Raw genomic sequence first — 12,651 nt, forward strand, 5'->3', positions numbered from 1 at the left:
ACCACATACTGTTCGACCATGGACGTCCTCGTTGTCGATCACCCACTGGCCCGGGCGCGGCTGACCACCATGCGCGACGCCCGCACGGACAACGCGGCGTTCCGCGCCGCGCTGCACGAGCTGACCGTGATGCTCGTGTACGAGGCCACGCGCGACCTGCCCGTGGCCGAGGAGCGGGTCCACACGCCCGTCGCCCGGACCACCGGCTACCGCCTGGCGAACCCGCCGCTGCTGGTGCCCGTGCTGCGGGCCGGCCTCGGCATGGCGGACCAGGCGCACAAGCTGATCCCGGACGCGCAGATGGGCTTCGTGGGCCTCGCGCGTGACGAGGAAACCCTCCAGCCGACCCCGTACATGGAGTCGCTGCCCGACTCCCTGGCCGGCCGTCCCGTCTTCGTGCTGGACCCGATGCTGGCCACGGGCGGCTCGATGGCGTACACGATCCGCCTGCTGACCGACCGCGGCGCCACCGACGTGACCGCGATCTGCGCCCTGGCCGCCCCCGAGGGCATCAAGCACCTCGAAGAGTCCGCCAACGCGATCCGCCTGGTCACCGCCAGCATCGACGAACGCCTGAACGACTCGGGCTTCATCGTCCCGGGCCTGGGCGACGCCGGCGACCGCCAATACGGCGCCGTCCACTGACGCCGCGAGAGTCCTACGTTCAGCGGCCGAGAGTCCTACGTCCAGAGGCCCTGAGTTCAACACTCGACCGACCGAGTGGTCTGGCTGAGCGTTGAACTCAGGGTGCGTGAACGTAGGACTCTCGCGCCGCGAACGTAGGACTCTCGCGGTTAGGTCAGGGTGGTGGAGTGGTCGGTGGCCCAGGTGGAGAGGGTGCGGCCCTGGCGGCCCGTGACAGTGGTGAAGTCGGCGGTCACGGTGGCCGGTTCCTCGTTGTGCTGGGCCATGTAGCCGAGCAGGTACTCGGCGACGTCGTAGGGCAGGCCCTCGTCGCAGATCAAGGTGGCACGGGCCTGGCCGTAGGTCAGGCGTTCGAAGCGGATCGGGCGGCCCAGGCCCCGGCTGATGGCCGCGACCTGCTCGACGTGCGTCAGGGCCTCCGGCCCGCTCAACGTGTACGCCTTGCCCGCGTGCCCGTCACGCAGCAACGCGTGCACCGCCACCTCGGCCACGTCGTCCTCGTGCACCGGCGCCCCGACCGACTCCGGGAACGGCGCCCGCACCACCCCCTCCTCCTTGATCGTCCGCGCCCAGATCAGCTTGTTCGCCATGAACTCGCCCGGCCGCACGTGCGTCCACGCCACCCCTGACGCCTCGATCACCCGCTCCACGTCGCGGTGCAGCTCGTAGCTCCCCGGCCGCTCCACGGTCACCGCGCTGCTCGACAGGAACACCACCCGCCGCAGGTCCGGCGCGAGCTCCAGCAACGCCTGGGCGTGCTCCGCCGCGTCGTCCGACTCGATCGCCGCCAGCAGGAACACCGCCGTCACCCCAGCCAACGGCAGCTCGGCCGGCCGCGTCAGATCACCTCCCACCACCTCCACGCCCGCGGGCACCACGGCCCGAGCCGGGTTCCGCGTCAACGCGCGCACCGGCACACCCGCCTCCGCCAACTGCCGCACGACCGCGCCGCCGATCGTTCCGGTCGCCCCGGTGACCAGGATCGTCACAAGCCCTCCCCAGACGGTTACTCAAACTTGAACAGCGCCGAAGCTAGCGCGATCACCACCCACCGCGCACATGCAAAAGTTTGCAACGCACGTGAGGACAATTCGCATTACCGGATTCGGCCGAACGGCCGTAGAGGTGGTCTAGACCTCATCACTACCGTGGTCCAGACCACACCCGGAGCCCGCGAGGAGAAGCATGTCGAGCAGGAGATGGGTGCTCCCGGCCCTCCTGGCCACCGCGATGACCGTGTCGCTCGCGCCGCACGCCGCCGCCCACGGAGGACACGGCGGGCAAGGCGGCCACGGCGGGCACGGGAAGGCCGAGCGCGTCGTCGGCTACTACACCCAGTGGAGCGGCTACGACCGCAACTTCCTGGTGCGCGACCTCGTGGCCAACGGCACCGCACCGCGGCTCACCCACCTCAACTACGCCTTCGGCTTCCTCGACGAGTCCGGCAAGTGCGTCAGCGCCGACCCGTGGGCGGACTACCAGCGGCCCTTCACCGCCGAGCAGAGCGTCGACGGCACGGCGGACGTCGCCGGCCAGCCCCTGTCCGGCAACCTCAACCAGCTCAAGCAGCTCAAGGCCGAGCACCCCGAGCTGCGGATCAACATCTCGCTCGGCGGCTGGACCGGCTCGAAGTACTTCTCCAACGCCGCCCTCACCCCCGAGTCGCGCGCCGCGCACGTCGCCTCGTGCCTGGACCTGTGGCTCAAGGGCAACCTGCCCGGCGCCGCGCCCGGTGCGGCGGCCGGCGTGTTCGACGGCGTCGACCTCGACTGGGAGTGGCCGTCGTCCGAGGCCGCGCCCGGCAACGTCGTGCGGCCCGAGGACAAGCAGAACTTCACCGCGCTGCTCGTCGAGTACCGCAAGCAGCTGGGCAAGCTGACCTGGCGCACCGGCAAGCGCTACGACCTCACCGCGTTCCTGCCCGCCAACCCCGCCCAGGTCGACCGCGGCTTCGAGGTGAAGAAGGTCTTCGAGCTGCTGACGTTCGGCACCATCCAGGGCTACGACTACCACGGCGCGTGGGAGCCGCTGACCAACCAGCAGTCCGCGCTCCGCACGCCCGCCGCCGACCCGACCGCGCCGCCGTTCAGCTCGCAAGTCGCGATCGACCACTACCTGCGCAACGGCGCGCCGAAGAGCAAGGTCGTGATGGGCGTGCCGTTCTACAGCCGGGGCTGGACGGGCGTGCGCGACGAGGGCAACGGCCTGTTCCAGCCCGCCACGGGTCCCGCGCCCGCGACCTACGAGGCCGGGTACGAGGACTACCGGATCCTCAAGGCGCAGCTGGCGAAGTTCACCGTGCACCGGGATGCCAAGGCCGGTCACGCGTGGTTGTTCGACGGCACCACGTTCTGGACCTGGGACGACCCGGTCGAGATGAAGCGCAAGGGTCGCTACGTGGCCGAACGGCGCCTTGGCGGCGCGATGATCTGGTCGCTCGACGGCGACACCGCCGACGGCGAGCTGATCAAGGCGCTCACGAGCGGACTGTCCTGAGCTGGACGGTCCACGGGGTCCGGGGAGGTTTCGCGGCGGCCACCTCCCCGGGCCCCACCCCCGGCCTTCACGCGACGCGCCACCCGTCCGCCTGCGCACGCAGGGCGCGCTCGTAGACGGGGGCGATCTCGACCCCGGGCGGCAGGTTGCCGTTGAGCTCCAGGCTCACCAGGCCGTGCACCGTGCCCCACATGGCCAACGCGATCTGCTCGGGCGGCGGTTCCCGCGTGAACACGCCGGACTCCACCGCGCGGCCGACGTCCCGCACGACCGGCAGGAACGTCTGCACGGCCGCCTCCTTCGTCTCGTCGGACGGCTCGAAGTTCGGCACGACCTTGCTGAACATCACCAGGTAGAACTGCGGGTCGGCCAGCGCGCTCTCCCGGTACGCCAGGCCGATCTGGACCAGGTCCTCCACCGGGTCGTCGGTCTGCGGCACGGTCGCGATCCGTTCACCGAATCGGCGGAACGCCTCCTCGTACACGGCGTTCAACAGCGCCGGCTTGCCGCCGAACAACGAGTACACGGCCGTGGTCGAGGTGTTGACATCCGCCGCGAGCCTGCGCAAGCTCAAAGCGCCCGGGCCTTCGGTGGACAGCAGTTCGCCCGCCCGCTCGAGCAGCCGGCCGCGGAGCGCATCGTCGTGTGTCTTCGGTCGTGGCACCGGGGCATCGTATCGCAACAGTGTTATAATTCGCGGCCTGGCCATCGTGGTATCAAGTTGGTACCGTCATTCTCCATGGCGATGACTCTGCGTCTGAGCGACGAGGAGAACCGGCGGCTCGACGAGCTCGCCGCAGCCGAGGGCCGTTCGAAGCAGGAGGTCGTGCGCTTGGCCTTGGCCGAGCGGTGGGCCAGATTGCAGAAGGAAGAGCAGCTTTCCGAGGTCCTCGGACGCGTGCTCCCCAAGTACCGGGGCCTGCTCGACCGCCTCGGCTCCGCCTGATCGGGGCCGACCCCGTTTGCGGGTTCCCGTACTCAGGGCGCCCGACCGATTACTCAGCGACCACGACGACACACCTTCGGGTGATCGCACCCTGGCGCCCTCGCTGTTCGAACATATGTTCGATACGATCAATCCATGCAGCTCAACCGGTGCGGCATAGGCCGTTCACCCATATACATGTGTGAACGTCCACGGCGGTCCGAAGCGCACCGGTATGGTGCGCCGTTGAAGATCGGGCTGCGTCCAGGTTGCGCTTCGGTGCACAACGCGGCCGACAACATCCTCGCCGCCTCCAGGGCGGGGAGGCGATACGGACCTGAGGGGGTGGGTGGTGGCGCCGGAGACGTCCCGGATGCGGCGTGGCCGCGCCGGAGTCCCCGCCCCTCAGGACAGGGAGCGCGTCAAGCAGTGGTCAACTACCTCGACGCCGGCGACTTGCTCGTGCTGGCGACCGCCGTCACCGGCGGGGATCTGGTCGTGCGCGACTTAGGTCTCCTCGACTCCGCAGCCCACCGCCCCAGGGCCACAGTGCTGGGGGTCGAGGCGTACGACACGCTCTGGCTCAAAGCTTCCGCGTTGCTCGACTCCATCGTCCGCACGCGCCCGTTGGCCGAGGGCAACTGGCGGCTGGGCTGGGTCGCCGCCGTGACGTTGTGCGACATCAACGGCTGGTGGATCGACGCCGAGGAGGACGAAGCCCTCGACCTGGTGCGCGCGCTCGGCCGGGAGCAGATCGACGTGGGCGGCATGGCGGCCCACCTGGAGGCGTGGGGCATGCCCAAGGACGACTGAACGACGGCCCCGACGACGGGCGGCGGCGCCGACACCGCGAATCGGGTTGACCTGGAGTGCACTCCAGCTCCTACGGTCGACACCGTGACTTACTCGATCGCTCAAGCGGCCGAGCGCAGTGGGTTGTCGATCGACACCCTGCGCTACTACGAACGGATCGGCCTGGTCGACCCGCCCGCCCGGGACTCCGGCGGGCGGCGCAGCTACAGCGACGACGACCTCGGCTGGCTGGCGTTCCTGACCCGGCTGCGCACCACCGGCATGCCCATTCGCATGATGCGCGAGTACGCGCAGCTCAGGCACCGCGGCGCGGCCACCGCCGGCCGCCGCAAGCAGATGCTGTTCGAGCACCGCGCCGCCGTCCGCGAGCGCATCGCGGAGCTGCAGTCGTGCCTGGAAGTGCTGGAGTACAAGATCACGCACTACGAGCAGATCGAGCACACCTTCGTCGAGGGGATCACCGCGTGAGGTCGTTGGGCGAACTCCGGGTCGGCAACCAGGGCCTGGGCTGCATGGGCATGAGCCAGTCCTACGGCACGGGGGACGAGGTCGCGTCCGTCGCCACCATCCACCGCGCGCTCGACCTCGGCGTCACGCTCCTCGACACCGCCGACGTCTACGGCGCCGGCGCGAACGAGGAGCTGGTGGGGCGGGCGATCAAGGGCCGCCGCGACGAGGTCGTGCTCGCGACCAAGTTCGGGCTCGGCGACCCGGACCGCAGGCCGCGCGGTGACGCCGCCTACGTCAAGCAGGCCGCCGACGCGTCGCTGGGCCGCTTGGGCGTCGACCACATCGACCTCTACTACCAGCACCGGGTCGACCCGGACGTGCCGATCGAGGAGACCGTCGGCGCGATGGCCGAGCTGGTCGCCGAGGGCAAGGTCCGCCACCTCGGCCTGTCCGAGGCGAGCGCCGCGACGATCCGCCGCGCGCACGCCGTGCACCCGATCAGCGCCCTGCAGAGCGAGTGGTCGCTGTGGACGCGCGACATCGAGGCCGAGGTCGCGCCCACGTGCCGCGAGCTGGGCATCGGCATCGTGCCGTTCTCGCCGCTCGGCCGGGGTTTCCTCACCGGCCGCGTCACGTCCGTCGCCGACCTGGCCGAGGACGACATGCGGCGCGGCCTGCCCCGGTTCGCCGAGGAGAACTTCGCCCGCAACACGGCCATCGTGGACGCGCTGCGCGCGCTGGCCGCCGAACGCGGCGTCACGGCCGGTCAGCTGGCGCTGGCCTGGGTGCACCACCAGGGCGAGCACGTCGTCCCGATCCCGGGCACCAAGCGGGTGAAGTACCTGGAGGAGAACGTCGCCGCCGCCGAGCTGGAGCTGGACGCGGACGAGCTGCGCGCGATCGAGGCCGCCGCACCCGCCGTCGCCGGCGACCGGTACCCGCCGGAGTTCCTCCGGCTGTCGAACAAGTGAGAGGGGAGGCGACCGTGGAGAACCGCCGGTTGGGCGCGCTGGAGGTGAGCGCGCAGGGTCTGGGCTGCATGGGCATGAGCGACTTCTACGGCCCCGGTGACGAGTCCGAGTCGACCGCCACCATCCACCGCGCCCTCGACCTGGGCGTCACGTTCCTCGACACGGCCGACATGTACGGGCCGTTCACCAACGAGGAGCTGGTCGGCCGGGCGATCAGGGACCGCCGTGACGAGGTCGTGCTGGCGACGAAGTTCGCCATCGTCCGCGACCCGGGGCTGCCGCGGTCCCAGTGGAGTCTGCGCGGCGACCCGGAGTACGTCAGGCAGGCCGCCGACGCGTCGTTGCGCCGCCTGGGCACGAACCACATCGACCTGTACTACCAGCACCGGGTCGACCCGAAGGTGCCGATCGAGGACACCGTCGGCGCGATGGCCGAGCTCGTCGAGCAGGGCAAGGTCCGCCACATCGGCCTGTCGGAGGCGGGCGCGGAGACGATCCGGCGCGCGCACGCCGTGCACCCGGTCGCGGCAGTGCAGACCGAGTGGTCGCTGTGGTCGCGCGACATCGAGGACGAGGTCGTGCCCACGTGCCGCGAGCTGGGCATCGGCATCGTCGCGTACTCGCCGCTCGGCCGCGGCTTCCTCACCGGCCGCTACACGTCGAAGGACGACTTCGCGGCCGGTGACTTCCGCCTGGTCGGCCAACCGCGGTTCGCGGACGGGAACTTCGACCGCAACCTCGCGCTGGTGGAGTCGCTGCGCGAGGTTGCACGGGAGCACGACGTGACGGCGGCGCAGATCGCGTTGGCGTGGGTCCACCACCAGGGCGCGGTGCCGATCCCCGGCACCAAGCGGGTGAAGTACGTGGAGGAGAACGCCGCCGCCGCGGACCTCCGGCTGACCGAGGCGCAGCTGGCCCGCATCGCCGCGGCCGTGCCGCCCGACGCGGTCGCGGGCACCCGGTACCCGACCGAGGTGCTGCCCTCGCTCGGCCGCTAGGCGCTACCGGACCACGATGCCGTTGCGCCGGTTGAAGTCCTTCGCGCCCTGCATGGCCAGCACGATCGACACGATCACCAGCACCACCCACACGGGGAACGCGATGATCAGCCCGAGCACCGTCATGGCCAGGAGGATCAACGGGAAGTTCGCCAGCAGGAGGATCACGCCGAGCACCGTCTGCCCCGCGTAGAGGTTGCCGGCCCCGAGCCACAGCAACGACAGCAGCACCGCGACGCCGGGGTTCTTGGCGGTCACCACGCCGCGCACCGGCATCCCGTAGGGCACGGGGTGCGCGGGCGGGTGCGGCGGCGGGGCCTGCGTCGACGGCCACTGCGTCGCACCGCAGACGGCGCAGTTGACGCTCGGCGGCTGCAGGTACGCGCCGCAGGAACCGCACATCGGCGGGGGACCGACCGGTTGGGTCATCGACTTCCTCCACATGTCGTCGCGGCAGTCTGTCGGACGAGGGAGGCGGAGCGTTACCGATCACATCGGAGCGTGATGGATCACCCGATCACAGCAACGTGGCCGCGACCGTGGCGCCCAACTCCCGGCACCGCTCCCGGGCGTCGCCGTCCGGCGCGCCGGTGAGGCACACCGTCTCGACCACCGGCCGCCACTTCAACCCGGTCGTGATGTCCCGCACCGCCTTCACCGCGCCCTCCGTGCCCAGGTTGCCGTGCACGTAGGCCCCGAACGGCCGGCCGCGCGTGGCGTCCAGGCAGGGGTAGTAGATCGTGTCGAAGAAGTGCTTCAACGCGCCGCTGATGTAGCCGATGTTGGCGGGCGTGCCCAGGATGAACCCGTCGGCCTCCAGCACGTCCGTCACCGTCGTGCCCAGCGCCGGCCGCCGCACCACCTCGACACCGTCGAGCTCCGGGTCGTTCGCGCCCTCGACCACCGCCTCGAACAGCTCCTGCATGGCGGGCGACGGCGTGTGGTGGACGATCAGCAGGCGTGGCACGCGGCCCAGGTTGCCGGGATCGGCACGGCGCGGCAACCGCTCGGTAGCATGGCGCCAATCCCAGTGACGGAACCCGCTGGGTCGTCGCGCGTCCTTATGGGTAGTGACACGGGAGGGAGTCATGGAAACTCGCAGCATCGCCACGATGAAGCGGAACCGGCGGATCACCTGGGGCGCGGGGGTCGGGATCGGGGTCGGGTTGATCGGCCTGCCGCTGGTGTTCATCGCCCTGTGGCCGGGTGTCGACCACAGCCCGTGGGACGTGAACACGATGATCCTCGCGACCGGCGTCGCGCTGTGCACCGTCAGCTACATCTCCGGCCGCATCTCGGTCGCCGCCGTCACGCAGCACCGGTCGCGGCCGGTGAGCCCGCCGACCAGGCGGCCTTACCTGGTGGCGGGCGGTGCGCTCGTCGTCGCCGTGCTGTGCCTGCTGCTCGCCCTGGCCTCGTGACCGCTCAGTCCGCGAGCAGCTCGGACACCTGAGCCCGCAGTCCGGCCAACCGGTCCCGAGCGCGCGCCCGGGCGGCCGGCAGGTCGTCGGACACCGGTTCCACGACCTCCAGGTACGCCTTGAGCTTCGGCTCGGTGCCGGACGGCCGCACGACCACCCGCACGCCTTCACGGGTCAGCCTGACCACGTCGGCCTCCGGCAGCAGGTCCTCGAACGCGAACCCCTCCGGCGGCCGGCCGCGCAGCCGGGCCATCAACGCGCCGATCCTGCTCAGGTCGGTGAACCGCAGCGAAACCTGGTCGGTCACGTGCAGGCCGTGGTCGACGGCGAGCTGGTCCAGCGCGTCCAGCAGGGTGCGGCCGGACGCCTTCAACCCGGCCGCCAGGTCGCACGCCACCACGGCCGCCGAGATGCCGTCCTTGTCGTTGACGTACGCGGGGTCGACGCAGTTGCCCAGTGCCTCCTCGTAGGCGAACACCAGGCCGTCGCCCGCGCGCACCAGCCACTTGAACCCGGTCAACGTCTCCGCGTAACGCGCGCCGTGCGCCCGCGCGATCGACTTCAGCAACGAGGACGACACGATCGTGGTGGCCACCAACGGGTCCGCGCTCTCCACAGTGGACAGCACCAGGGAGCCGAGGAGCACGCCGGTCTCGTCGCCGCGCAACATCCGCCACGACCCGTCCCGCTCGCGCACGCCCAGCGCGCACCGGTCGGCGTCGGGGTCCAGGGCGATGGCCAGGTCGGCGTCCTCCGCCGCCGCCAGCGCCAGCAACCGGTCCGCCGCGCCCGGCTCCTCCGGGTTCGGGAACGCCACGGTCGGGAACCCCGGGTCCGGCACGGCCTGCTCGCGCACGACCCGCACGTCGGTGAACCCGGCCCGCCGCAACGCCTCCACCGCCGTCGCGCCGCCGACCCCGTGCATCGGCGTCAACACCACGCGCAGGTCGCGGTGGGCGCCGCGCGGCAGCGACGCGACCCGTTCCAGGTACTCGTCCACCTCGGCGTCCGACACCGGCAGGTAGTCCTCTGACAACGGCACCGACACGGCCGCGGGCACGCCCCGGATCGCCGCCTCGATCTCGCGGTCCTCCGGCGGCACGATCTGCCCGCCACCGGCCAGGTACAGCTTGTAGCCGTTGTCCGCGGGCGGGTTGTGCGACGCGGTGATCTGCACGCCCGCCACCGCGGCGTGCCGCTTGACCAGGAACGCCAGCACCGGCGTCGGCAACGGCCCCGGCAGCACCCGCACGGTGAACCCCGCGCCCGCCAGCACACCGGCCGCCGCCGCCGCGAAGTCCTCCGACCCGTGCCGCGCGTCCCGGCCCACGAACACCGTGCCGACGTGCCCGTGCGCCTTGAGCCACGCGGCGAGGCCGGCCGTGGTGCGGATGACCACGGCCCGGTTCATCCCGTTCGGCCCGGCCCGCACGGGACCGCGCAGCCCCGCCGTGCCGAACGCCAGCGGGCCCGCCATCCGGTCGGCCACCTCGTCGGCCGCGGCGGCGTCACCGCCCATCGCCCGCGCCACGACGGTCTGCAGCTCCAGGCGCGTCGCCGGGTCGGGGTCGTCGGCGATCCAGCGGAACGCGGCGTCGCGCAGGGCCGGGGCGAGGGTCATGCCCGCGTCACCAGCTCGCGCAGCAGCGCGCCCATCCGGCTCGCCGCCGCCTGGCCCGCCTCCAGCACCTCTTCGTGGTTGAGCGGCTCGCCGGTGATGCCTGCGGCCAGGTTCGTCACCAGGGACAGGCCGAACACCTCCACACCCTCCGCGCGTGCCGCGATGGCCTCCAGCACGGTGGACATCCCGACCAGGTCCGCGCCCATCGTGCGCAGCATCCGGATCTCGGCGGGCGTCTCGAAGTGCGGCCCGGGCAGGCCCGCGTAGACGCCGTCCTCCAGCGACGGGTCGATCTCCCGGGCGAGGTCGCGCAGGCGTGGCGAGTAGAGGTCGGTGAGGTCCACGAACCGGGCCCCGACCAGCGGCGACGACGCGGTCAGGTTCAGGTGGTCGCTGATCAGCACCGGCTGGCCGACCGTCATGCCCTGCCGCAGCCCGCCCGCCGCGTTGGTCAGCACGACCGTGCCGACACCCGCCGCGGCGGCCGTGCGCACGCCGTGCACGACCTTGGCCACGCCCTTGCCCTCGTACCCGTGCGTCCGGCCGAGCATGACCAGCACGTGCTTGTCGCCGACGCTCACCGACCGCACCGTGCCGCCGTGGCCGACGGCGGTGGGCGCCTCGAACCCGGGCAGCTCGCCCATGGGCACCTCGGCGTCGGGCTCGCCGATGAGGTCGGCGGCGGGGCGCCACCCCGACCCGAGGACGACGGCGATGTCGTGCCTGCCCACCCCGGTCCGCTCGGCCAACGCCTTGGCCGCGTCGGTGGCCAGGGCCTCAGGGGTGGTGTTCTCATCGATACCGGTCACGGGCGCGAGCCTAATAGCCGCCTCGCGCCGGTGCCCGCAGTGCCGCGGTCCCACTGGCACCGCGACGGGCGGAGCGGTTGACGGGTGGAGCGGTGGGACGTGGCATCCGACCGATCGGCGATCCGCCGTGCCTTGCACGACCTGTGCGGCTCGACCGCGGTCACGTGTGCGCTGCGGAATTCGAAGACCCGAAAGACCACGCCGTTCGCCGAGCGAATGGTCGAGAATCCGCCGGCATCCGGACTGGTGCGTCCGTACGGTCGATTCCTGTGAATGTTCTCCCTGCCGCCAAGAATCCGATCGCCACCCGACCGCGCGGATCCGCGGTGTGGTTCATGTCGCTCGCGGCCGCGCTCGGGACGTCCACCATCTACCCGCTGCAGCCCGCGATCGCGGATGTCGCGGATTCCCTGGGCTCTTCCATCGCCTCGGTCGGAATCGCGCTCGCGTGCGGCCCGGTCGGCTATCTGGTCGGACTCGGCCTGCTCGTTCCGCTGGTGGACCGCTTCTCCCCGAGACGGGTGCTCGCGGCCCAGTTCGGGGTCCTGGCAGTCGCGTTGGCGGCGGGTGCCGCGGTGGGCAGCGCAGTGGTGTTGGGACTGGTGATCGGCGTGATCGGAGCCTGTTCGGCGGTGGGCGCGGGCCTCAGTTCGCTGGCGGGCCGGCTCGCCGCCGAACGTCGACGCGCGACTGTCCTGGGAATCGTCACCGCCGGGATCTCGGCCGGGATCCTCGCCGGCAGGATCGTGGGCGGTCGGCTCGCCGACGAGATCGGCTGGCGCGGGACGCTCCTCGTGTTCGCTGCCGCCTGCGCGCTGGTCGCGCTGTGCTCACTGGCGGTGCTCCCGGCCGCGCGGGGCGGCGTCGGTCACGGCTACCTCGCCACCCTGCGCTCGGTTCCGGGGTTGTTCGCCCGGCACGCGCCGCTCCGGCTCGCGGCAATTCGCGGCGCGCTGTGGTTCTTCGGGTTCTGCGCCGTGTGGTCCGGGCTCGCGGTAGCCCTCTCCGCGCCGCCGCACTCGTACCCGGCCGATCGGATCGGCCTGTACGCGCTGGCCGGCCTCACCGGTGTCCTCGCGACACAGGTCGCCGGCGCCTGGACCGATCGAGTGGGCGCGCGGCGCGTCGTCCTGGCGGGCTTGGCCGTGGCCGGGACCGCCGCGGTCGTCCTCGGCTTCACGCTCGCGAACACCGTCGTGACCCTTGTGTGCCTGGCCCTGTTCGACGCCGGTCTCTTCGCCGCCCAGGTCGCGAATCAGAGCACCGTTCTGTCCATCGACCCGGCGGCGCCCGCGCGTTTCAACAGCGCGTACATGCTGGTGTACTTCGTGGGCGGAAGCCTCGGCACCGCTTTCGGCGCGACCGCCGTCGAATGGTTCGGCTGGCCGATCACCGCCGCGATCACGACCGCCGTCATCGGAATAGCGGCCACGATCACCGCTCTCGCGCGCCAGGGCGCGACCGCGCGTTCGGTTCCGTGATGGAGCGACCGGTATTCGGCG

Annotated in this window: 15 protein-coding genes; 9 read left to right on the forward strand and 6 right to left on the reverse strand. The window is 71.5% G+C overall.

From position 1 onward, the window contains the following. Positions 1-18: 18 nt before the first annotated feature. Entirely contained in the window at positions 19-645 is a 627-nt protein-coding gene (upp, locus tag LNK82_RS30845; RefSeq protein ID WP_230570404.1) for a uracil phosphoribosyltransferase, read from the forward strand. Positions 646-794: 149 nt separating this feature from the next. Here upp and LNK82_RS30850 read toward each other — a convergent pair whose 3' ends face one another. Next, the gene (locus tag LNK82_RS30850; protein ID WP_230570405.1) at positions 795-1,634 is read right to left on the reverse strand and encodes an NmrA family NAD(P)-binding protein; all 840 of its coding nucleotides are present in this window, start codon (positions 1,632-1,634) and stop codon (positions 795-797) included. A 196-nt stretch (positions 1,635-1,830) separates the two neighbouring features. Between LNK82_RS30850 and LNK82_RS30855 the strand changes: the two genes are divergently transcribed. Beyond that, the gene (locus LNK82_RS30855) at positions 1,831-3,141 is read left to right on the forward strand and encodes a glycoside hydrolase family 18 protein (RefSeq protein ID WP_230570406.1); all 1,311 of its coding nucleotides are present in this window, start codon (positions 1,831-1,833) and stop codon (positions 3,139-3,141) included. Positions 3,142-3,208: 67 nt separating this feature from the next. On the opposite strand, the gene LNK82_RS30860 is transcribed toward LNK82_RS30855, so the two are convergent. Beyond that, entirely contained in the window at positions 3,209-3,805 is a 597-nt protein-coding gene (locus tag LNK82_RS30860; RefSeq protein ID WP_230570407.1) for a TetR/AcrR family transcriptional regulator, read from the reverse strand. Between the two features lie 75 nt (positions 3,806-3,880). Between LNK82_RS30860 and LNK82_RS30865 the strand changes: the two genes are divergently transcribed. From LNK82_RS30865 to LNK82_RS30885, 5 genes are all read left to right on the forward strand, one after another. Next, complete coding sequence (locus LNK82_RS30865) at positions 3,881-4,087, forward strand: type II toxin-antitoxin system VapB family antitoxin (protein ID WP_015105038.1); 207 nt, start codon at positions 3,881-3,883, stop codon at positions 4,085-4,087. A 408-nt stretch (positions 4,088-4,495) separates the two neighbouring features. Further along, positions 4,496-4,879: a type II toxin-antitoxin system death-on-curing family toxin gene (locus LNK82_RS30870; RefSeq protein ID WP_053718933.1), complete on the forward strand. Its 384-nt coding sequence runs from the start codon at positions 4,496-4,498 to the stop codon at positions 4,877-4,879. Between the two features lie 84 nt (positions 4,880-4,963). Further along, a complete protein-coding gene (locus LNK82_RS30875; protein WP_230570408.1) occupies positions 4,964-5,347 on the forward strand; it encodes a MerR family transcriptional regulator in 384 nt (127 codons plus the stop codon). Between the two features lie 44 nt (positions 5,348-5,391). Next, positions 5,392-6,300: an aldo/keto reductase gene (locus LNK82_RS30880; RefSeq protein WP_230570496.1), complete on the forward strand. Its 909-nt coding sequence runs from the start codon at positions 5,392-5,394 to the stop codon at positions 6,298-6,300. A gap of 68 nt (positions 6,301-6,368) precedes the next feature. Next, a complete protein-coding gene (locus LNK82_RS30885; RefSeq protein WP_230570497.1) occupies positions 6,369-7,298 on the forward strand; it encodes an aldo/keto reductase in 930 nt (309 codons plus the stop codon). 3 nt (positions 7,299-7,301) lie between these two features. Here the strand turns inward: LNK82_RS30885 and LNK82_RS30890 are convergent, their stop codons facing one another. Together LNK82_RS30890 and LNK82_RS30895 are read right to left on the reverse strand one after the other, a co-directional pair. Further along, positions 7,302-7,727: a TM2 domain-containing protein gene (locus LNK82_RS30890; protein ID WP_230570409.1), complete on the reverse strand. Its 426-nt coding sequence runs from the start codon at positions 7,725-7,727 to the stop codon at positions 7,302-7,304. A gap of 88 nt (positions 7,728-7,815) precedes the next feature. Beyond that, positions 7,816-8,265: a flavodoxin family protein gene (locus LNK82_RS30895; protein WP_230570410.1), complete on the reverse strand. Its 450-nt coding sequence runs from the start codon at positions 8,263-8,265 to the stop codon at positions 7,816-7,818. Positions 8,266-8,386: 121 nt separating this feature from the next. On the opposite strand from LNK82_RS30895, the gene LNK82_RS30900 reads away from it, so the two are divergent. Further along, positions 8,387-8,719, forward strand: a complete 333-nt coding sequence (locus LNK82_RS30900; protein WP_230570411.1) for a hypothetical protein — start codon at positions 8,387-8,389, stop codon at positions 8,717-8,719. A 4-nt stretch (positions 8,720-8,723) separates the two neighbouring features. Here the strand turns inward: LNK82_RS30900 and LNK82_RS30905 are convergent, their stop codons facing one another. Both LNK82_RS30905 and LNK82_RS30910 read right to left on the reverse strand, forming a co-directional pair. Further along, on the reverse strand, positions 8,724-10,340 hold the full coding sequence (locus tag LNK82_RS30905; protein ID WP_230570412.1) for a phospho-sugar mutase: 1,617 nt from the start codon (positions 10,338-10,340) through the stop codon (positions 8,724-8,726). After that, positions 10,337-11,149, reverse strand: coding sequence for a purine-nucleoside phosphorylase (locus tag LNK82_RS30910; RefSeq protein ID WP_230570413.1), 813 nt, complete (start codon positions 11,147-11,149; stop codon positions 10,337-10,339). Before LNK82_RS30910 ends, LNK82_RS30905 begins: the two co-directional genes overlap by 4 nt. 269 nt (positions 11,150-11,418) lie before the next feature. Here LNK82_RS30910 and LNK82_RS30915 point away from each other — a divergent pair, with 269 nt between their 5' ends. Continuing rightward, positions 11,419-12,630, forward strand: coding sequence for an MFS transporter (locus LNK82_RS30915; RefSeq protein ID WP_230570414.1), 1,212 nt, complete (start codon positions 11,419-11,421; stop codon positions 12,628-12,630). The last annotated feature ends 21 nt before the right edge of the window (positions 12,631-12,651 follow it).

This window comes from Saccharothrix luteola (genome assembly GCF_020859565.1).
Taxonomy (GTDB): domain Bacteria; phylum Actinomycetota; class Actinomycetes; order Mycobacteriales; family Pseudonocardiaceae; genus Actinosynnema; species Actinosynnema luteola.